Annotated in this window: 21 protein-coding genes, 1 tRNA gene and 1 riboswitch; of the genes, 16 read left to right on the top strand and 6 right to left on the bottom strand. The window is 73.6% G+C overall.

Features of this window, described 5'->3' with window-relative positions; translation table 11 throughout:
* The first annotated feature begins 63 nt into the window (after positions 1-63).
* The 16 genes from BGO37_RS12795 (at position 64) to BGO37_RS12720 (ending at position 13,937) form a co-directional block, all read left to right on the top strand.
* Entirely contained in the window at positions 64-948 is an 885-nt protein-coding gene (locus BGO37_RS12795; protein WP_291755455.1) for a class II fructose-bisphosphate aldolase, read from the top strand.
* Positions 945-1,736 carry an HAD-IA family hydrolase gene (locus tag BGO37_RS12790; protein ID WP_291755453.1) on the top strand — a complete coding sequence of 264 codons (792 nt, stop codon included), beginning with the start codon at positions 945-947 and terminating at the stop codon, positions 1,734-1,736. The genes BGO37_RS12795 and BGO37_RS12790 overlap by 4 nt, the downstream gene beginning before the upstream one ends.
* A gap of 24 nt (positions 1,737-1,760) precedes the next feature.
* Positions 1,761-2,387 (top strand): dihydroxyacetone kinase subunit DhaL, encoded by a 627-nt coding sequence (gene dhaL / locus BGO37_RS12785; RefSeq protein WP_291755451.1) that lies wholly within the window; start codon positions 1,761-1,763, stop codon positions 2,385-2,387.
* 86 nt (positions 2,388-2,473) lie between these two features.
* Positions 2,474-3,469, top strand: coding sequence for a dihydroxyacetone kinase subunit DhaK (gene dhaK, locus BGO37_RS12780; RefSeq protein WP_291755829.1), 996 nt, complete (start codon positions 2,474-2,476; stop codon positions 3,467-3,469).
* A gap of 93 nt (positions 3,470-3,562) precedes the next feature.
* Positions 3,563-3,636, top strand: a tRNA-Pro gene (locus BGO37_RS12775).
* A 216-nt stretch (positions 3,637-3,852) separates the two neighbouring features.
* Complete coding sequence (locus BGO37_RS12770; RefSeq protein ID WP_291755450.1) at positions 3,853-4,656, top strand: putative protein N(5)-glutamine methyltransferase; 804 nt, start codon at positions 3,853-3,855, stop codon at positions 4,654-4,656.
* Positions 4,657-4,733: 77 nt separating this feature from the next.
* On the top strand, positions 4,734-5,117 hold the full coding sequence (locus BGO37_RS12765; protein WP_291755449.1) for a RidA family protein: 384 nt from the start codon (positions 4,734-4,736) through the stop codon (positions 5,115-5,117).
* A 110-nt stretch (positions 5,118-5,227) separates the two neighbouring features.
* Positions 5,228-5,725: a hypothetical protein gene (locus BGO37_RS12760; protein WP_291755447.1), complete on the top strand. Its 498-nt coding sequence runs from the start codon at positions 5,228-5,230 to the stop codon at positions 5,723-5,725.
* 107 nt (positions 5,726-5,832) lie between these two features.
* Complete coding sequence (locus BGO37_RS12755; protein WP_291755446.1) at positions 5,833-6,756, top strand: EamA family transporter; 924 nt, start codon at positions 5,833-5,835, stop codon at positions 6,754-6,756.
* Positions 6,757-6,893: 137 nt separating this feature from the next.
* Positions 6,894-7,005: riboswitch (SAM riboswitch) on the top strand.
* Positions 7,006-7,194: 189 nt separating this feature from the next.
* On the top strand, positions 7,195-8,355 hold the full coding sequence (locus BGO37_RS12750; protein WP_291755445.1) for an ABC transporter substrate-binding protein: 1,161 nt from the start codon (positions 7,195-7,197) through the stop codon (positions 8,353-8,355).
* A gap of 6 nt (positions 8,356-8,361) precedes the next feature.
* Positions 8,362-10,164 carry an ABC transporter permease gene (locus BGO37_RS12745; RefSeq protein ID WP_291755444.1) on the top strand — a complete coding sequence of 601 codons (1,803 nt, stop codon included), beginning with the start codon at positions 8,362-8,364 and terminating at the stop codon, positions 10,162-10,164.
* Positions 10,161-11,012: an ABC transporter ATP-binding protein gene (locus tag BGO37_RS12740; RefSeq protein ID WP_291755442.1), complete on the top strand. Its 852-nt coding sequence runs from the start codon at positions 10,161-10,163 to the stop codon at positions 11,010-11,012. The genes BGO37_RS12745 and BGO37_RS12740 overlap by 4 nt, the downstream gene beginning before the upstream one ends.
* Positions 11,009-11,737, top strand: coding sequence for an ABC transporter ATP-binding protein (locus BGO37_RS12735; RefSeq protein WP_291755440.1), 729 nt, complete (start codon positions 11,009-11,011; stop codon positions 11,735-11,737). Before BGO37_RS12740 ends, BGO37_RS12735 begins: the two co-directional genes overlap by 4 nt.
* Positions 11,734-12,750: a putative FMN-dependent luciferase-like monooxygenase gene (locus BGO37_RS12730; protein WP_291755437.1), complete on the top strand. Its 1,017-nt coding sequence runs from the start codon at positions 11,734-11,736 to the stop codon at positions 12,748-12,750. Before BGO37_RS12735 ends, BGO37_RS12730 begins: the two co-directional genes overlap by 4 nt.
* Entirely contained in the window at positions 12,743-13,327 is a 585-nt protein-coding gene (locus tag BGO37_RS12725) for a CMD domain protein (protein WP_291755436.1), read from the top strand. Before BGO37_RS12730 ends, BGO37_RS12725 begins: the two co-directional genes overlap by 8 nt.
* A 1-nt stretch (position 13,328) precedes the next feature.
* On the top strand, positions 13,329-13,937 hold the full coding sequence (locus BGO37_RS12720) for an alkylhydroperoxidase domain protein (protein WP_291755434.1): 609 nt from the start codon (positions 13,329-13,331) through the stop codon (positions 13,935-13,937).
* A gap of 2 nt (positions 13,938-13,939) precedes the next feature.
* Here the strand turns inward: BGO37_RS12720 and BGO37_RS12715 are convergent, their stop codons facing one another.
* From BGO37_RS12715 to BGO37_RS12690, 6 genes are read right to left on the bottom strand one after another with little or no spacing between them, the layout of a single operon-like run.
* A complete protein-coding gene (locus tag BGO37_RS12715) occupies positions 13,940-14,782 on the bottom strand; it encodes a class II fructose-bisphosphate aldolase (RefSeq protein WP_291755433.1) in 843 nt (280 codons plus the stop codon).
* Positions 14,779-15,753: an N-acetylglucosamine kinase gene (locus BGO37_RS12710; RefSeq protein ID WP_291755432.1), complete on the bottom strand. Its 975-nt coding sequence runs from the start codon at positions 15,751-15,753 to the stop codon at positions 14,779-14,781. The genes BGO37_RS12715 and BGO37_RS12710 overlap by 4 nt, the downstream gene beginning before the upstream one ends.
* 3 nt (positions 15,754-15,756) lie before the next feature.
* Positions 15,757-16,947 carry an SIS domain-containing protein gene (locus BGO37_RS12705; RefSeq protein ID WP_291755430.1) on the bottom strand — a complete coding sequence of 397 codons (1,191 nt, stop codon included), beginning with the start codon at positions 16,945-16,947 and terminating at the stop codon, positions 15,757-15,759.
* Positions 16,944-18,242 carry a D-tagatose-bisphosphate aldolase, class II, non-catalytic subunit gene (locus BGO37_RS12700; RefSeq protein ID WP_291755428.1) on the bottom strand — a complete coding sequence of 433 codons (1,299 nt, stop codon included), beginning with the start codon at positions 18,240-18,242 and terminating at the stop codon, positions 16,944-16,946. Before BGO37_RS12700 ends, BGO37_RS12705 begins: the two co-directional genes overlap by 4 nt.
* Before the next feature lie 43 nt (positions 18,243-18,285).
* Positions 18,286-19,122 (bottom strand): carbohydrate ABC transporter permease, encoded by an 837-nt coding sequence (locus BGO37_RS12695; protein WP_291755426.1) that lies wholly within the window; start codon positions 19,120-19,122, stop codon positions 18,286-18,288.
* The gene (locus tag BGO37_RS12690; RefSeq protein WP_291755424.1) at positions 19,119-20,051 is read right to left on the bottom strand and encodes a carbohydrate ABC transporter permease; all 933 of its coding nucleotides are present in this window, start codon (positions 20,049-20,051) and stop codon (positions 19,119-19,121) included. Before BGO37_RS12690 ends, BGO37_RS12695 begins: the two co-directional genes overlap by 4 nt.
* Positions 20,052-20,216 lie beyond the last annotated feature (165 nt).

Raw genomic sequence — 20,216 nt, 5'->3', positions numbered from 1 at the left:
CATGTCTAGACTGCGGCCATCCCGGCGGGGTTCACCGCCGAGCCAACGACGAGGGGGTCGGGGATGATCGCGTCGACGTCGGCGATGGCTGCCCACGCCCGGGAGCACGGCTACGCCGTCCCGGCCGTCAACGTGCTGGACGACATCAGCCTGCGGGCGGTGGTCGCGGCCGCCGTCGAGGCCTCCGCGCCGCTCATCGTCCAGATCTCGGTGAAGACCGTGAAGCAGCTCGGCACGGAGCTGACGACGACGACCTTCCGCCTGGCCGCGCAGGACGCGCCGATCCCGGTCGCGCTGCACCTGGACCACTGCCCCGACCGCGCCGTCATCTCGGACGTGGTGGCGGCCGGCTGGTCGTCGGTGCTCTTCGACGCCTCCGACCGGGACCTGGCCGACGCCGAGCGCGAGACCTGTGAGGTCGTCGCGCAGGCCCACGCGGCCGGGGTCGACGTGGAGTCGGAGATCGAGAACATCGTCGGCGTCGAGGACGGCGTGGGTTCCGACGTCGCCCTGCACGCGTACTCGGTGGAACAGCTCGCCGACATCGCCAAGCGCACCGGCGTCGACCTCCTGGCGCCGCAGCTCGGCACCGCCCACGGCCAGTACAAGGCCCGCCCCGTGCTCCTGCCGGACCGGGTCCGCCGGCTGGCCGAGCTCGTCGACATCCCGATCGTCCTGCACGGGGGGACGGGCCTGACGGCCGAGGACTTCCACGCGTTCATCGCGGCCGGCGTCTCGAAGATCAACATCTCCACCGCCGTGAAGATGGCCTACATGAAGGCGGCCGCGGACCACCTCGACGTCGCCCGCGCGAAGGACAAGTGGGACCCGCCGACGATGTTCCGCCAGATCCAGGGCGCCGTGACGGAGGCCATCGCCACCCACATCGAGTGGTTCGGCGCCACCGGCCACGCGGCGGGTGCGCTCGCGGCGGGGGTGGGCCGGTGAGCCCCGCCCTGGTCTTCGACTGCGACGGCGTGCTGGCGGACACCGAGCGGGACGGCCACCTGCCGGCGTTCAACGCCACGTTCGCGGAGTTCGGGCTGCCGGTGCGCTGGAGCGTGGCGGAGTACGGCCGGCTGCTGGCGATCGGGGGTGGCAAGGAGCGGCTGTCGACCCTGCTCACGCCCGAGAACGTCGCGGCCTGGGGCCTGCCCACCGACCCGGCGGAGCAGCAGGAGCTCGTCGCGCGCTGGCACAAGGCGAAGACCGCCCGGTACACGGCCTTCATCGGCTCGGGCGCGCTGCCCGGCCGGCCCGGGATCGCCCGGATCTCGCGGGAGGCGTACGCGGCGGGCTGGCGGCTGGCGGTGGCCTCCACCTCGGCGGAGCCGTCGGTACGGGCCGTCCTGGAGCACGCCGTCGGCGCCGAGATGGCCGAGCACTTCGCCGTCTTCGCCGGCGACGTCGTGCCGCGCAAGAAGCCGGCGCCGGACATCTACCTGCTGGCGCTGCGCGAGCTGGGCGCCGACCCGGCCGACGTCGTCGTCGTCGAGGACAGCGGCAACGGCCTGGCCGCCGCGCGCGCCGCGGGGCTGACCACGCTCGTCACGGTCAGCAGCTACACCGTCGACGAGGACTTCACCGGTGCCGGGCTCGTCGTGACGTCGCTCGGCGAGCTGCCCGACGAGCCGGCCGCCGTGCTGGCCGACCCGTACGGGCTCGCGATCGGCACCGAGGTCCACCTGGACGACGTCGAACGCCTGCGGACCGCCGCAGGTGCACCCACCCCCTGAGAACCGAACGACAGGAGCGAGACAGTGACGTCATCCTTCGACCGCGTCGAGTCCGTGGTGCGCACCATCACGGACACCTGCATCGCCAACGAGAAGTACTTCGGAGACCTGGACTCGGTCGTCGGCGACGGCGACTTCGGGTTCTCGCTCGCCCGCGGCTTCGAACGCGTCGACGAGGGGTGGGACACCTTCGACCGCACGGACGTCGGCACCTTCCTGTCGAAGATCGCGATCGTCATCACGAGCCGCGTCGGTGGCACCTCGGGACCCATCTGGGGCACGGCCTTCCTGCGGGCCGGCGGCACGGTCAAGGGCAAGGTCGACCTCACGGGCGAGGACGTCGTGGCGATGCTGCGCGCCGCGATCGAGGGCATCAAGGCGCGCGGTGGCGCGTCGCTCGGGGAGAAGACCCTGCTCGACGCCCTCGTGCCGATGACCGACACCATCGAGGAGCGGCTGGCCGCGGGCGACGCCGCCGCGGACGTCGTGAAGGCGGCCGCCGTCGCCGCACGCACCGCGGCGGACGCGACCAAGGAGCTGGAGGCCAAGCGCGGCCGCGCGGCGTACACGGGCGAGCGGTCGATCGGCTCGGTGGACCCGGGCGCGATCGCCGTCGCGGTGCTCGCGGAGAAGGTCGCCGAGACCTGGTGATGGCATTCCCCGGGCCGTCTCGGCGGGGGAACCAAGGGGAGCGCGAGCTCCTCATGCTGGACAACACGACGATGTGGGAGGCGGCAATGAAGAAGTTTGTCAACGACCCCAAGAACTTCGTCCCGGAGATGCTCAAGGGCATCGCCCTGGCCAACCCCGGCACGCTGAAGTACGTGCCGGAGTACAACCTCATCATGCGGGCCGAGGGGCCGCGCAACGACAAGGTCTCGATCGTCCAGGGCTCCGGCTCGGGCCACGAGCCGGCGCACGTCATGGTCGTCGGCAAGGGCATGCTCGACGCGGCCTGCCCCGGCGACGTCTTCTCGGCACCGCCCATGGAGTACGTGCTGGAGACCACCAAGCTGCTGAAGTCCGACAAGGGCGTGCTGCTGCTGGTCAACAACTACACCGGCGACAAGATGGCCTTCGAGATGGCCTCCGAGCTGGCCGAGGCCGAGGGCATCACCGTCAAGACGCTGTTCATCAACGACGACGTCGCGGTGCAGGACTCGCTGTACACCATCGGCCGGCGCGGCGTGGCGGGGAACTTCTTCGTCATGAAGGCCGTGGGGGCGGCGGCCGAGGCAGGCGCCGACCTCCAGGAGTGCGCACGCATCGGGGAGAAGGTCAACTCGGTGACCCGGACCATGGGCATCGCGCTGTCGGCCTGCACCCCGCCCGCCAAGGGCGAGCCGCTGTTCCAGCTGGGCGACGACGAGATCGAGATCGGCATCGGCATCCACGGTGAGCCGGGCCGGCGCCGCGAGAAGATCCGCGACGCGAACGCGATCGTCGACACCCTGCTCGACGCCGTCGTGCCCGACCTGCCGTACTCGTCGGGCGACGAGGTCGCGCTGATGATCAACGGCCTCGGCGGGACGCCGATCAGCGAGCTCTACCTGCTCTACGGCATCGCGCACGAGAAGCTGGCCGCCAAGGGCATCTCGGTGTGGCGCAGCTACGTCGGGGAGTACTGCACCTCGCTGGAGATGGCGGGCGCGTCGCTCACGCTGGTCAAGGTGGACGACGAGATCAAGCAGCTCCTCACCGCTCCGGCGGAGATCGCCATCCGGGTGTTCTGAGGCCGGCCGACGAGGGGCCGTGGGCGGCGGTCAGGGGCGCCGCCCACGGCCCCTCGTCGCGTGGGCACCGCGTGCCCGTACGCTGGGCAGCCACGGGGTGTAGCGCAGCTTGGTAGCGCATCCGCTTTGGGAGCGGAAGGCCGCGGGTTCAAATCCCGCCACCCCGACGACGAGGACGCTCGAGCGAGCGAGCTCGCTCGAGGCGTCCGAGGAGGAAGGGGTCGAAGCGCGCAGCGCGAGCACCCCGACGACGCACGCACGACGCACGCATGCACGAACGAGGCGCGCCGGCCCGCGCCGGGAGCGTGTCTCGCGTCGCGGGGGCAACTCTCCGGCGACATTGTTGACACCCAGCTGCCTGACCCGAGGGGACCACCGGCCCGATGCCCGAAGACGACCACCTCGCCGCGCTCGTCACCGCGCTGCGCGCCGCCGGCTGCGTGTTCGCGGAGGACGAGGCCGAGCTCCTGCGGCAGGCGGCGTCCGACGACGAGGAGCTGGCCGCCCTCCTCGCCCGGCGGGTGGCGGGGGAGCCGCTCGAGCACGTGGTCGGCTGGGCCGCGTTCGACGGGCTGCGGGTGGCGGTGGAGCCGGGCGTGTTCGTCCCGCGCCGGCGGTCGGAGGCGCTCGTGGCGGTCGCCGCCGGGCTCGTCGGACGCGGCGCGACGGTGCTCGACCTGTGCTGCGGCTCAGGCGCGCTGGGGCTGGCGGTGGCCACGCGCGTGCCCGGGGTCGCGCTGCACGCCGCGGACGTGGACCCGGTCGCCGTGCGCGTCGCGCGGGGCAACCTCGAGCCGGTCGGGGGCCGGGTGCACCAGGGCGACCTGTTCGGCGCCCTGCCGGCGGCGCTGCGCCGCACGCTCGACCTGGTCGTCGCGAACGTGCCCTACGTGCCGCACGACGAGCTGGGTCTCATGCCGCGCGAGGCGCGGGACCACGAGCCGGCGGTGGCCCTCGACGGCGGTGCCGACGGGCTCGACCTGCTGCGGCGGATGGCGGCGGAGGCGGCCGCGTGGCTCGCGCCCGGAGGGTCCCTGGTGAGCGAGGTCAACCCGGCGCAGGTCCCGGCGGCGTCGGCCGCGCTGGCGGCCGGAGGGCTCGTCGTGCGGACGGTCGAGCCGGAGGACGACGACGAGACCGTGGTGCTCGTCGGCACGCTCCCGGCCGCGGGCGGCGCCCGGTCCTGAGCGGGGCGGCGGGCCGATGTCGGTGGCCGTTCCTACCGTCGGTGGTGCACGCTCCCGCGTCCCGGAGGAGGTTCACCGTGATCGAGCACGTCAACCCGCCGTCGATGGCGGCCAGCCCCGCGTTCTCGCAGGGCACCATCGCCCCCGCGGGCCGCACGCTCTACGTCGGGGGGCAGGACGGGATCGACGCGTCGGGCGCCGTCGCGGACGGGATCGTGGCCCAGACCGCCCAGGCGATCGCCAACGTACGCGCGGTCCTCGAGGCCGCGGGGGCGACCCCGGACGACGTCGTGAAGCTGACGATCCACCTCGCCGACTCGGTCGACGCGGCGGAGGCCTACCGGGCGGCGGTCGGCGCGTGGGGCGTCCACCGCACGGCCGTGACCGTCCTCTTCGTCTCGCGCGTCGGTCCGCCCGGCGCCCTCGTGGAGGTCGACGCGATCGCCGCGCTGCCTGCCTGACCGTCCCGGCAGGGCCCCCCGCCGGGTGACTAGGGTGGCATCACACCATCACGAGTCTCGACGGAGACCCATGTCCGGCGTGCCGCCGGAGAGCAATCCTGGAGTGACGAATGACCATCCGCACGATTTCCGCCACCGCCGCCGGCGTCCTGCTGGCGGCCGGCCTGCTGGCCGCCTGCTCCTCGGGCACCACGCCCCAGAGCCCGGCCACGACGGCCTCGACCACGCAGTCCGCCACGCAGTCGGCCGCTGCCACACCGTCGGCCGAGCCGACCGCGACCGCCATCGCGACGAGCACGGCTGCGGCGACCGCCAGCGCCGAGGCGACCGGGCCGGCGCAGCCGTCGACCCTCACCCTGACCGTCGCTGACGGCAAGGCGACCGGACGCGTCGTCGTCAAGGGCACGGACCAGGGCGTCGCCGACGCCGAGGTCACCCTCGTCTTCCGCCCCACCGGCGGTGGCGACGCGACGATCTCGGCCGTCACGACGGACGCGAACGGCGCCTTCTCGTCCACCTCGTCGGCCAGCGGCGCCGGCATGTGGACCGCGTCCTTCATGGGCAACAAGGCGGCCACCGCGTCGGCGGCCAGCGCGACCGTCAGCTGACGGCGGCCCGACGCCGGACGGCCGGCTCCCGGTGAGGACGCCGGCCGTCCGCCACGGCCATCCGGTGCACCGCCGGCCGTGTCGGTGGCATGCCGGAGGATAGGCGGGTGACTCGACGCGGCCTGCTCCTGTTCGTCACCCTCGGCATCGCCTGGGGCATCCCGTACGCGCTCATCAAGATCGCCGTGGCCGAGGTGTCGCCCGCCATGCTCATCCTCGCCCGGACCGCGATCGGCGCCGTAGTGCTCCTGCCGCTGGCCGCCGCCCGCGGTGAGCTGCCCCGCATCCTCGCGCTGTGGCGCCCGCTGCTCGTCTACACGGTCGTCGAGATCGTCGTCCCCTGGTACTTCCTCAACACCGCCGAGCAGCACCTGCCGAGCTCGACGACCGGGCTCCTCGTGGCGACGGTCCCGCTCGCCGGGGTCCTCGTCGGCGTGCTCCTCGGCCGCCGCGCCCACCTGTCGTGGGCCAACTGGCTGGGGATCGCGCTCGGCATGGCCGGCGTCGCGGCCATCGTGGGGCTCGACGTGGCGGGGACCGACCTGGGCTCGGTGGCGCGGCTGGCCGTGGTGGCCTTCGGCTACGCGCTCGGCCCCGCGATCATCGCCCGCTGGATGCCGACCGCTCCCGGGATCGGCCTGGCCGGCGCCTCGCTGGCGCTCGCGGCGATCGTCTACGCGCCGATCGTCGGGCTCACGGGCGCGTGGCCGGCGAAGTGGCCGTCCGGCGGTGCGATCGCCTCGATCGTCACGCTCGGCGTGGTGTGCAGCGCGGCGGCGTTCACGCTCATGGTCTGGCTCGTGGCCGAGATCGGTCCGATGCGCGCCACGGCGGTCACCTACGTCAACCCGGCGGTTGCCGTGGTCGTCGGTGCCACGCTCCTCGGGGAGCGGGTCACGGCCTGGACCGTGGTGGGGTTCGCCCTCGTCATCGGCGGGTCGTTCCTCGTCACCCGGCCGTCGCGTCGCACCGTTGCCGCGGGCGAGCCGGAGCCGGCCCGGCCGGCCGCCGAGGGCGCGCTGGCGGCGTAGCGGCGGGCCGCGCCCGCGGACCGTCGTCAGGCGTGCACGACGGTGCCGCCGCGGGGCCAGTGACTTTCGTTACACGGTGTCGGGAACTGAATGCCCCGTCGCCAGGCGCTGGCCCGGCCGCTTACGGTCCTCTCGACGGTCATGAGCGCCAGCGCACAGCCCCGGCTTGCTGGCCGGCAACCCTTCCGACGGGGTGCTCCGGGTGACGACCAGGCCTGCGCCGACGTCCGGCGCGGGCAAGCCGAGCCCCGGAGGACCACCGTGCGAATGCGCTGTCGCGGCTGACCAGCCCCCGCCCACGCGCCCTCGGCGCGTGCGGCCGCCGCCGGGACCTCCCGGCACCGCCTGACCCACCACGGCCCGCGTGCGACGCGGGCCGGCGCGCCCCCCACACCCCTGGCCGGGCCCGTGCCCGCCCACGACTAGAAGGACCCCTCCATGACCACCATCACGCGCCGCGCCCTGCTGGCCGGCGTCGCGGCCCTCGGTTCCGCGGCCCTGCTCGCGGGCTGCGGCCTCAACGACTCCGCGGCCGCATCCACACCGGGCAGCGGCACCGTCTACTTCGGCGTCTCGGCCGCCATCACGGGCCAGTACGCGCAGTACGGCGAGCAGTTCAAGGAGGGCTTCGATCTCGCGCTCGACCAGGTCAACGCCAAGGGTGGGATCGACGGCCACCCGGTGGCCCTGAAGTACGAGGACTCGCAGTCCGACCCCAAGCAGTCGGTGTCCGTCGCCCAGAAGTTCGTGGGGGACAAGGACGTCGTCCTCGTCTTCGGCGACTACTCGTCGGCGGCGTCCATCCCGGCCTCGCCGATCTACACGGCCGGCAAGCTGCTGCAGTACGGCTTCAACAACTCCAACCCGAGCTTCACCACCAAGGGCTCGCAGTACCAGTGGTCCACGTCGATCACCACCAGCGCGACGTACCAGTGGACGGCCGACTACATCAAGAAGCAGGGCGTCAGCTCGGTCGGCGTCACGTACCTCGACACGGCGGACTGGGGCATCCCCGCGTTCGCCGCCTTCAAGGCCGAGGCGGACAAGGTCGGCCTGACGATCACCGACGCCGAGGGCGTCCTCGACAGCTCCGACGACTACCGGCCGTCGCTGACGAAGGCCGTGGCCGGCAAGCCGGACGCGTTCGTCCACATCGGCTACGGCCCGGACGCCGCGAAGCTCGTCTCGCAGCTGCGCTCGATCGGGTACCAGGGCACGTTCTACGGCGGGCAGGACGAGCAGTCGTTCGACGGCACGCCGGACGCGGAGGGGTCGGTGGTCGGCGCGCAGTTCCTGGCCAGCAACCCGGACCCGGCGGTGCAGGCGTTCGTCACGGCGTTCAAGGCGAGGTACCCGAACGAGAAGACCGTCACGGGCTTCGAGGCCGGGGCCTACGACGCCCTGAACGTCGCGGTCGCGGCCGCCCGGCTCGGCGGCGCGACGCGCGAGGGCATCCTCCAGGGGTTCCAGCAGCTGAAGGACGTGCCGAGCGTCGTCTACGGCTCGATCACCTTCGACCCGGCGACGCGCCGGGTCGCCTCGCCGCAGCTCACGCCGACCGTCTTGCGGGGCGGCACGTGGGTCGCCCTCCACGGCTGAGCCGCCGTGCTCGACACCCTGGTCGCCGGCCTGCTCCGAGGGAACGTGTACGCCCTCGGAGCGGTCGGGATCTCCCTCGTCTTCGGCGTCATGAACGTCGTCAACTTCGCCCAGTTCTCGTTCTTCGGGCTGGGCGCCATGCTGGCCTGGTTCTTCGTGGCCCAGGAGGGGCTGCCCTTCTGGTTGGCGCTGCCCCTGGTCCTCGTCGTGTGCGCGGGCCTCGGCCTGCTCGTCAACGTCGCCGTCGTGCGGCCCCTGGCGAGGTTCCTGCCGCTGGCGGCGATGCTGTCCACGTACGCGGTCTCGCAGATCCTCGACAACGCCTCGCAGCTGGCGTTCACCGCGCAGTTCCGGGTGTTCCCGAAGGTGCTGCCGACCTCGAACCTGCACGTCGGGTCCATGCGCTTCGGCACCTCGGACCTCGTGATGCTCGGGGTGACGGCGACGGTGATGCTCGGCATGTCGGCGTTCCTCAGGTACGGCAAGGTGGGCCAGGCGATCCGCGCGACGGCGCAGGACCAGGAGGCCGCGCTGCAGGTGGGCATCCCCGTCGGGCTGGTGCAGCACCTCTCGTTCGTCATCGCGTCCGCCCTCGGCGGACTCGCCGGCGTCTTCGTCTCGCTCTACGTCGGGGTCGCCAACCCGACGTCGGGCCTGACGACGGGCATGACGGCGTTCGTCGCGGCCGCGCTCGGCGGCCTGGGCTCGCTCGTCGGCGCCGTGGTCGGCGGCTTCGTGCTCGGGATCGTCGAGGCCTTCGGCATCAGCCTCGCCGGGGACACGGCCCGGCAGATCATCGTGTTCGCCGTCCTCGTCGTCGTCCTCGTCGTGCGGCCCGGCGGCCTGCTCGGCAAGGTGCCGCTCATCGCCACGGAGCCGCTGACGGGCACGTTCCTCGGCAAGGGCCGGCCGCTGCGGGTCCCGCGGTGGGTCTGGCCGGCGGCGTTCGTGCTGGGCGGGATCGTCGTCCCGTTCGTCGCGGACGACTACGTGCTGACCACCGGCACCCAGGTGCTCGTCTACGCGGTCATCGCGGCGGGGTTCACCGTCACGGCCGGGCAGGCCGGGGTCGTCGCGCTGGGCCAGGCCGGGCCGATCGCGATCGGCGCCTACACGTCCGCGCTGCTCACCCTGCACCTGCACGTCTCGTTCTGGGTGGCCCTGCCGGTCGCCGGCCTGGTCGCGGCCGTCATCGCGTCGATCCTCTCGTCGCCCGTCTGGGGCGTGAAGGGCCACTACGTGTCGATCGCGACGCTGGGGGTCGGCACCGCGATCGTCGCCGTCATCCAGCTGGTGCTGCCGCAGGGCATCTACGGGATCCCCGTGCCGACCTGGGCCGGCACGCCGCTGTCGACGCCGCGCGCCTACTACCTCGTCGACGCCGGCGTGCTCGCCCTCACGCTCCTGGTGACGTGGCGGCTGCGCGCCTCGCACCTGGGCAAGGTCATCTCCTCCGTGGGGTCCGACGAGGTCGCGGCGCTGGCCTCCGGCGTCCGCGTGCGCGACTACAAGGCCCTCGCGTTCGCCGTGTCGGCGTTCTTCGCCGGGATCGGCGGCTCGCTGCTGGCGCACCAGTACACGTACATCGACCCGACGATCTTCACGATGCTCATGTCCCTCCTCGTCGTGACGATCGTCATCATGGGCGGGGTCTCCCTGCCGTACGGCGCGGTCGTCGGCTCGCTCGTCCTCATCGGCGCGATGGAGCTGCTGCGGTTCACCCCGGAGCTGCGGATCATCGCGTACGGCCTGGTGCTCATCCTCGTGGTGCGGTTCCGGCCCGGCGGGATCCTGGTGAGGACCGCATGACCGCCGTGCTGGAGGTCACCGGCCTGCGCCGGCACTTCGCCGGCCTGGCGGCGGTGGACGGCGTCTCGTTCACCGTCGGCCCGCACGAGGTCGTCTCGATCATCGGCCCCAACGGGTCGGGCAAGACGACGACCCTCAACCTGGTGACGGGGGCGATCCCCGCCCACGGCGGCTCGATCGTCCTCGACGGCACGCGGATCGACGTTGCGGACCCGGCGCGGATCGCCGAGCACGGCATCGCGCGCACGTTCCAGAACGGGCGCGTGTTCGCCGCCCTGTCCGTCGCGGACAACGTCGAGGTGGGGCTCCACACCACGCTGCGCGCGCACCGGCCCTTCCATCGGCTGTCGCACCTGGTCGGGCTGCGCTGGGTCGCCCTGCTGGGCGAGCTGGTCGTCGCGGTCGTCGGCACGCCGGCCGCCCGGCGCGAGCGGCGGGCGATCGACGCCACGGTGGCGGCGGAGATCGAGCGGTTCGAGGCGCGGCTCGGCCCGCGGCGCGACGACCCGGCGTACTCGCTCAGCTACGCCAACCGCCGCCGCACCGAGATCGCCCGCGCCCTGGCGCCGCGCCCGAAGCTGCTGGTGCTCGACGAGCCGACGGCCGGCATGAACCCGTCCGAGACGGCCGAGGTGCTGGGCCAGCTGCTCGAGCTCAAGGCCGAGGGGCAGGCGATGCTCCTCGTCGAGCACAAGCTCGACCTCGTCATGACCGTGTCCGACCGGGTGATCGTCATGGACGGCGGCCGGATCGTCGCGCAGGGGGCGCCGGACGAGGTGCGGGCCGACCCCGCGGTGATCGAGGCCTACCTCGGCCGCCGCCGCGTCGCCGCGGAGGAGCGAGCATGAGCGACCTGCTGGCGCTCGAGGACGTCCACGTCTCCTACGGCCCGTTCCACGCGCTGCGCGGCGTCGGCCTGACGGTCGGCGAGGGCGAGATCGTCTCGCTGCTCGGCGGCAACGCCAGCGGCAAGTCGACGACGATGAAGGCGATCCTCGGCCTGACGAGGGTGAGGGCCGGCGTCGTCCGGCTCGCCGGCGAGGACGTCACCCACCGGTCGACCGCCCACCGCGTGCGGGCCGGGATCTCGTCGGTCCCCGAGGCCCGCCGGGTGTTCCCCGAGATGACCGTCGACGAGAACCTGCGCGCCGGCGCCTACACGCGGCGCGACCGGGCGGGCGTGGCCGACGACCTCGACCGCATGCGGGAGCTCTTCCCACGGCTGGCCGAGCGCCGCCGGCAGCAGGCCGGGACGCTGTCCGGCGGCGAGCAGCAGATGCTCGCGGTCGCCCGCGCGCTGATGAGCCGGCCGCGGCTGGTCTGCATGGACGAGCCGACGATGGGCCTGGCGCCCCGGCTCGTCGACCAGGTGCTCGACGAGATCGCGCGGCTCAACCGCGAGCTCGGCGTCGCCGTGCTGCTCGTCGAGCAGCAGGCGGAGCTCGCCCTGTCCATCGCCTCGCGGGGGTACGTGCTCGCCACCGGGCAGATCGCGCTGCGGGGCACCGCGGCCGAGCTGCTCGACGACCCCCGGATCCACGAGGCCTACCTCGGAAAGGCGGTCCCCGCATGACACGGCAACGGCTCGGCTTCTTCACCCGGGTGCTCGACGAGACGACGGCCGACGAGCGGTACCGGCTCGCCCTCGACCAGGTCCGCAGCGCCGAGCTCCTCGGCTTCGACACCGCGTGGGTGGCCCAGCACCACTTCCACGAGCACGAGGGCGGGCTGCCCTCGCCGCTCGTCCTGCTGTCGCACGCGGCGGCGCAGACCTCCCGGATCGTGCTGGGGACGAGCATCATCACCTTGCCGCTCGAGGCCCCGCTGCGGGTCGCCGAGGACGCCGCGGTGCTGTGGCTGCTGTCCGGCGGCCGCCTCGAGGTCGGGATCGGCAGCGGCGGCACGCCCAGCTCCTTCCCGCCGTTCGGGCATGACCCGACGGACCGCTCGGCGATCTTCGCCCGGCACACCGAGCAGCTGGTCGGCGCGCTGCGCGGCGACGTGCTGACGAACGACGGCGGCGCGCTGTACCCGGCGGCGCCGGGGCTGCTGGAGACGCTGTGGCAGGCGACGTTCTCCGCGGAGGGCGCCACCCGGATCGGCGCCGCCGGCTTCGGCCTCATGCTCTCCAAGACGCAGCCCCACACCGAAGGCACGCTGGCCGACACCCAGCGCCGCGTCGTGGAGGCCTACCGCGCCGCGCTGCCGGCCGGCGTCCGCCCGCGGGTCTTCGGCTCCCGCAACCTCGTCGTCGTCGACGACGAGCTCACCGCGGAGCGCCTCGCAGACCGGGGCATCGAGCGCAGCCTGGGCGCCGCGCGCGCGCTCGGCGTCGAGGTGCCCGCGGGGGCCTCGCGCGAGGAGCTGCTGGCGCTCTTCGACCTCCACGTCGGCACGCCGGAGCGGGTCGTCGCCGAGCTCAAGGCCGACGACGTGCTCCTGGCCGCGACAGACCTCGTCTTCCAGTCCCACCCGATCGACCCGCCCCACGAGGTGCTGCTGCGGTCCCTCGAGCTCATCGCCGGCGAGGTCGCCCCCGCCCTCGGCTGGATCCCCGACCCCACGAAGGAGGCCCACCGTGGCTGACCTCATCGACGCCCTCGTCGGGATCACGCCCGGCAGCCGGCTCGACGACCTGCGCTCCCGGCGCCCGGTGGCGCGCAGCGACGCGCAGGCGACGTACGACGGCCTCGTCGCGGCGCCGGCCGACCTGGAGCGGGCCGGCGCGCTCGAGCGCGCCGCGATCGCCTGGTGGGTGGCCGCCCTCAGCGGGGCCGACGGGCTGGCCGAGCACCACGCGGACCTGCTGGGTGCGCTCGACCCCGCCGTGCTCGCCGCCCTGGTCGCGGCCCTGCCGGCCGCCGTCACCCGTGGGCCGTACGGCTCGTACCCGGCCGGGCCGCTCAGCGTCGAGGACGAGGCCGGCCCGCGCTGGCTCGCGCCCGACGAGCTGCGGGCCGTGGCCGGAGAGCGCCTGGCCGCCGCCCTCGAGCACGCCCACCTGCTGACCTACCACCCGCGGGACGCCGACCCGGGCGCGCTGCGGGCACTCCTCGACGCGGGCTGGAGCGTCGACGGCATCGTGACGATCTCCCAGCTCGTCGCCTTCACCCACTTCCAGCTCCGCGTCGTCGCGGGGCTGGCCGTCCTCAAGGAGAGCTGACATGAACGCAGCGGTGATCGAGCACCGGGGACTGCGCCGGCCGGACGCCTTCACGCAGGCGCAGCTCGACTGGGTGCCGTGGCTGCGGCCCAAGGCCACGGGCGACCTGACCGAGGACGACTACGCGGCCCTCACCGACCGGAGCCGCGTCGCCAGCCCGTACTTCCGGCTGCTCGTGCGGGACCCCGTGGTCCTCGGCGCCCGGACCCGCGCCGACAACGACATCTTCTACAACGTCAACGCCGGCCTGCCGCGCACCGAGCGCGAGCTGGTCGCGGCCGCGGCGTCGCGCAGCAACGGCTGCGTCTACTGCGCGAGCGTCCACTCCCGGCTGGCGGCCCGGCTGTCCGACCGCCGCCAGGACGTCCAGCGGCTGCTCGACGAGGGGATCGGCGCGGCGCAGGACCCCCGCTGGACGGCGGTGGTCGACGCGGCCGCCGCGCTCACGGCGACCCCGCCGCGCTTCGGGCCCGTGCACGTGTCGGCGCTGCGCGCGCAGGGCTTCGACGACCAGGCGATCGTCGACGTGGTGCAGTCCGCGGCGTTCTTCGCCTGGGCGAACCGGCTGATGCTGTCGCTGGGGGAGCCGGCCGTGCCCGAGGCCGGCTGACCTCACGCGGCGGCGAGCAGCCGCAGGAGCCGTTCCACCTCGCCCGCCACCGCCGCGCGGCCCGCGGCGACGTACCGTCGCGGGTCGACCGGCGGCCGGGGGACGTCGAGCGCGGCCCGCAGCGCCGTGGTGAAGAGCACGTTGAGGTGCGTGGCGACGTTCACCTTGGTGATCCCGGCGCGCACCGCCCCGGCCAGCTCCTCGTCGGACAGCCCGGACGAGCCGTGCAGCACCAGGGGAACGTCGAGCGCGGCGGCCAGCGCCTGGATGAGGTCCACGTCGGCGGTGGCGACCCGCTCGACCATGGCGTGCGACGTGCCGACGGCCACGGCGAGCCAGTCGACGCCCGTTGCGGCGACGAACGCGGCGGCCTCCGCCGGGTCGGTGCGCGCCCCCGGCGCGTGCACGCCGTCCTTGCCGCCGACCTCGCCGAGCTCGGCCTCCACGACGACGCCGTGGGCGTGGCAGTGCGCCACGACGGCCCGCGTGGCCGCGAGGTTCTGCTCGTAGGGCAGGCGCGAGCCGTCGAACATCACGCTGCCCACGCCGGCCGCGACGGCCTCCCGCACCAGGTCGGGGTCCTCCGCGTGGTCCAGGTGCACGACGACCGGCACGCTCGCGCGCCGCGCCAGGGCCAGCGCCGCGAGCCCGATCGGTGCGAACGCGCCGTGGTAGGCGACGCAGTTCTGGCTGATCTGCAGGACGACGGGCAGACCGGCCCGCTCGGCGCCCGCCACGATCGCCTCGGCGTGCTCGAGCAGGACGACGTTGAAGGCGCCGATGCCGCGGCCCAGTCGGCGGGCACGACGAACCTCGTCGGCCGTGTCCTCGAGCGGTCGGCTCACGCCTGCGCCTCGTCCCGCAGGCGCGCCAGCGCCGACGGCGCCAGCGGGGTCCCCGCGAGCCGGGCGGCGTACAGCGCCGAGCCGACGACCGGGGGGTACAGCGGCTCGCGGAACTCGTAGTCGGCCGACGCCGCGCGCAGGAGCCGGACGAACTCGTCGCGCACCGGCGCCGCCGAGAACACCCCGCCCGAGTGGGACACGGCGACGGGCTCGTCCAGGGCGTACCCGAGCCGGCGGCGGGCGGTGTCGACGAGCTGCACGAGCTCGGCCGCCGCCTGGGTGAGGATGGCGCCCGCCTCGTGGTCGCCGCGCTCCGCCGCCTGCGCGACGACCGTGGACAGCGCGGCCACCCGCCGCCGGTCGCCGTGCCAGCGGCCCATGGTGACGTCGATGACGTCGAGGTCCGCGGCCACCTCGAGGTGGGCACGCACCGCGTCGAGCAGCGGGCCGGCCGGCAGCCGGCCGTCGCTCATCCGGGAGAAGGCCTGCAGGCCACGGATCGCGATCCAGTGCCCCGATCCCTCGTCGCCGAAGAGCTCGCCCCAGCCGCCGACCCGGACCCGCCGCCCGTCGCGCTCGCCGTAGCAGATCGAGCCCGTGCCGGCCACGACGTTGATGCCGTCGGCCGCACCCAGCGAGCCGGCCCACCCGGCCACCATGTCGTTGCCGCACGCGTACCGGTCGTGGCCGAGGGCCGCGCGCGGCGCCGCGTCCAGCGCCGGGACGTCCGCGCTGACCTCGCCGTACGCGGGCAGCGCGACGAACGCGTACGCGACCTGCGCGGGGGAGATCCCGGCCAGGCCGCACACCTCCGCGACGGCCTCGGTCAGCACGCGCGTGACCAGGCCGATGCCCTCTCGCTTGCCCAGGTAGTAGCAGCTGGGCGCCCGCAGCCGGGCCGCCACCCGGCCGTCGTCGGCCACGAGGCAGAGGGCGGTCTTGGTCCCGCCGCCGTCGACGCCGAGGAACACGGGCTACCGCCCGTCGTAGGGGTGCACCGTGACGCCCTTGACGACGCGGTTCACCTGGCCCGACGGCGACGGGGAGTCCGGGGTCAGCCCGAGCGCCAACGACGTGTCGAGGGCGAAGAGCTGGGCCACGAGCAGGAAGGGTAGGGCCACCAGGACGTCGGGGGCGTCCTCGAGCCCCGGCACGGTCCACTCGCGCCCGACACCTGCGCCGGGACGCGCGTCGACGACGAGGACGTGCTCGTCCGACATCTGCTGGCGCAGCTCGGCGGCGATGTCCTCGTCGTACTGGCGCGTGTACGGGTCGTTGGACAGGTACACGATCGCCAGGCTCTCGCCGTCGATCACCGACTTCGGCCCGTGCCGGAACCCGAGGGACGAGTCGAAGTAGCTGATCACGCTCCCGGCGCTCAGCTCGAGGACCTTGAGCGCGGACTCCCGTGCCAGCGCGGCGAGGGGGCCGCTGCCGAGGTAGACGATCCGCCGGTAGCGCCGCGCCGCGAGCTCGGCCACGGCGTCCGCGCGCTCGCGCAGCAGCCCGGCACCGGCGTCGGCGACGCGGTCGACGAGGTCGGCCCCGTCGCCCGCCGTCAGCGCGAGCCAGGTCGCCAGGACCATCGAGGTGAAGCTCGAGGTCATCGCGAAGCCCTCGTCGTTCGTCTCCGGCGGCATGAGGAGCACGAGGGAGCGCTCGGCGTCCCCGTGCACGCGGGCCAGCTCGCCGTCGGGGTTGCACGTGACGATGAGGTGGTGCACGACGCGCAGCGACTGGTCGGCGAGCAGCGTCGCCGCGACGCTCTCGGGGCTGTCCCCCGACCGCGCGAACGAGACCAGCAGCGTCGGGACGTCCTCGGCGAACGCCTCCCGCGGGTTGGACACGATGTCCGTGGTGGCCACGGCGTCGACCCGGCGGCGCAGCCGCGCGGTCAGCGCCGGGGCGAGCAGCTCGCCCGCGAAGGCCGAGGTGCCCGCGCCCGTGAGCACGATGCGCAGGTCCCGCAGCGCCAGGAGAGGCTCCAGGAAGCCCTGGACGGCGTCGCGCCGCGCGGCGAGGTCGGCGGCGACCTGGCGCCACATCGCGGGCTGCTGGGCGATCTCGCGGCCCGTCGCCCCGGCCCGGGCGTCACGCAGGCCCGCCGACCGCAGCGCGGCGAGGGGTGCGCCGTCCGATGCGGTGGTGCTCGAGGGAGTGGTCACGACAGTCTCCTAGAGGTCTCGGCGGTGCAGGCGGTCGCGTAGGCGCGGAGCACGTCGCGGACGTGGTCGAGCGCGAGGGCGACCGGGTCGGGGGACAGGGCGCCGGCGCGCACCCGGGCGTACTGCTCGGGCAGGTGCGCGCTGAGCAGCGGCAGGGGAGGTGGGGTCGCGCGCAGGTTGCTGACCAGCCGCTCGACGGCGGCGGACACCCGCGGGTCGGGCCAGTAGTAGCGGAGGCGGTCGCTGTAGCTGTACCGGCGGGCGAGCCGCTGCGCGGACTCGTCGCCCTCGTAGTAGCCGTGCCACCACCCGGGCTGCCGCACCATCACGTCGTCGACGACGTCGGGCAGCCGCGAGGCCTCGCCGACCGGCACGAGCTCCGCCTCGACGGCGGCCAGCGCGAAGAGCGCCTCCCTGAGCGCGAACGTCAGGCCCGGGCCGACCTTGAGGACGGCCCAGTGGCCCTCGACGAGCGCCGCGAGGTTCGCGGTCGTCTGGTAGTCGGTCGAGTGCGCCTCGAAGACCAGGGGCCGGCCCTCGATCATCCGGCTGAGGTCGCGCGCCCGGGTGCGGTCGTAGTCGACGACCTGCACCGCGTCGAACTCGACCCCGGGCTGCACGACGAGGGCGACGACGCGGTCCCACGCGGCGTGCAGGCCGGCGGCTGCGAAGGCCTTGGCGTGCGCCTCGATCGTGGCGGCGGCCGCGGTGGGCGACGTCGGCGTCAGTGCGGCGATCTCCTCGTGGGCGCCGCCGGGCACGGGGACCTCGGTGCCGACGACGTACCGCAGCTCGCTGCGTCCGAAGGCGCGCTCGGCGGCGTCCTCCGCGACCCGGGCCAGCCGTGCGGCGCGGCCCGCGACGACCTCGTCGGTCAGCGGCAGCGTGTCGTCGGCGCAGGCCATGCTGCAGTCGAGGTGGATCTTGGTGTAGCCGGCCTCGACGTAGGCGCGCACCAGGTCGTCCGCCCGGTCCATCGCCTCGGCGGCGGGGCGCGAGCGCCAGACGTTCGGGCCCAGGTGGTCGCCGCCGAGGACGATGCGGCTGCGCGGCAGACCCGCGCGGTCGGCGATGTCGCCGACCAGGTCCCGGAAGCCCGCCGGCGTCATCCCGGTGTAGCCGCCGAACTGGTCCACCTGGTTGCTCGTCGCCTCGATGAGCACGGCGGCCTCGTCGGCCACGGCCTGCTCGCAGGCGGCCCGCAGCACCAGCGGGCTGGCCGAGCACACCGAGGTGATGCCGACCGCCTCGCCGCCGCGGTGGCGGCCGAGGATGTCGTCGAGGGCGTCGGTCATGCCAGGTCTCCTTCGTGGTGCGTCGCCGTGGCCGGCCGCCGGGTCACTTGGTGCTCCCGGCGAGCAGGCCGTTGACGATGTAGCGGTTGAACGCCAGGGCGATGACGGCGGGCACCGCGATGGCGAGGATCCCGGCGGCGCTCATCAGCGTGGACGGCACGATGTGCCGGCCCTGCAGCGCCGCGATGAGCACGGTCAGCGGCTGGGTGGACAGGTCGGTCGACAGCACGAGCGGGAACAGGAACTGCGCCCACCCGAAGAGGAACGTGATGAGGGCGATCGAGATCACGCCGGGGATCGCCAGCGGCAGGACGAGGTGCCAGAACACCTGAAGCCGGCCGGCGCCGTCGATGAGGCCGGCCTCCTCGATGCTGGCCGGGATGCTGGCGAAGTAGTTGTGCAGCACCCAGACCGCCAGCGGCAGGAAGCCGGACACGTACACCAGGACGATGCCCGTGTAGGTGTTGACCAGGTTGAACGCGCTCATGATCCGGTAGAGCGGGATCAGCGTCGTGTACGGCGGGAACGCCATCGTGGCCAGCACCGTGTAGAAGAGCACGGTGTGCCCCTTGAAGCGGAAGCGCGCGAAGGCGTAGGCCGCGAGGGCGGCGAGCGTCACCGTGACGACCGTCGCCGCGGCGCACTCGATGACGATGTTGACCAGCGAGTGGCGGATGCCGGTGGCGACGCTGCCCTGCCCGACGAGCAGGGCGCGGAAGTTGGCGAGCGTCGGGTGCAGCGGCACGTACTGGGTGGGGCGGGAGCGGGCGGCGCTCTCGGTCTGCAGGCTGGACTTCGTCGCCCAGTAGATCGGGACGATCGACCACAGGATGACCAGCACGAGCCCGACCGTGCGCAGCGGGTGGCGTCGCGACTTCACAGCTCGACCTTCCGGTAGATGAAGCGGACGACGAGCAGGGAGAGCGCGACCGTCACGAGGGCGACGACGAGCGAGAGCGCGTAGCCCTGACCGAAGTTGAGGTTCTGGAAGCTGACGAAGTAGGTCTCCATCGTCACGGAGGACCCCGTCGAGGCCGCCCCGTTCAGCACGTAGGGCTGGTCGAAGATGTTGAGCGTGGCGATGAGCGCCTGGACCATCGCGACCGCGATGCCGGGCCGTGCCAGCGGCAGCGTGATGGCCGTGAAGCGGCGCCACTGGTTCGCGCCGTCGACCACCGCCGCCTCGTAGAGCTCCTCGGGGATCAGCTGGAGCGCGGCGAAGATCAGCAGCGTCGAGAGCGGGGTCATCTGCCACACCTGCACCAGCCCGATGAGGCCGACCGTCAGGAGCCGGTTCTGACCGAGCAGGACGCCGTCGCCGGCGCCCAGGTGGAACGTGGCGATGAGGGAGTTGATGAGGCCCGCGTTGGGATCGAAGATGCCGGACCAGAGGATGCCCTCGACGACCCCGGGCAGGGCCCACGGCAGGATGAGGATCGCGATGACGAGGCCCCGGCCCCGGAACGGGCGCTGCAGCAGCACCGCCATGGCCATGCCGAGCACCGTCGACAGGGTGACGCCGACGACGACGTAGAGCGCCGTGTTGACCGCGCTGTTCGTCACCGCGTGGTTGTGCAGCAGCTGGACGAAGTTCCCCAGGCCGGCGAAGCGCGTGGGCGGGTTCAGCTCGTCGACCGTGAAGAACGACTCGATGATCGTGAACAGCGCCGGGACGATGGCGAGGCCGACGATGAAGATCGCCACGGGGGCGACGAGCACGTAGGGCAGCGCGTCGAAGCGCCGCACCAGCGGACGGGTGGTCCGGGCCGGCCGGTCGTTGCGACCGGCCAGGACCACCTCGTCACGCACGGTGTCGTCCGCCCGCGGCGTCGGCGTGGCCGACCTCCGCGGGGCGGGGATCACGAATTGCCTGCCTGCTGGTTCGCGACGTCGGAGATCGCCTTGATGGCGTCGGCGACGCTCATCGAGCCGGTGGCGGCGGCGTGCAGGTTCGTGTAGACGGCGTTGGAGAAC

Source organism: Cellulomonas sp. 73-92 (assembly GCF_001898175.1).
In the GTDB taxonomy this organism is placed as follows: Bacteria; Actinomycetota; Actinomycetes; order Actinomycetales; family Cellulomonadaceae; genus Cellulomonas.
The sequence above is the reverse complement of the archived record's forward strand: the minus strand, read 5'-3'. Positions and strand labels throughout refer to the sequence as shown.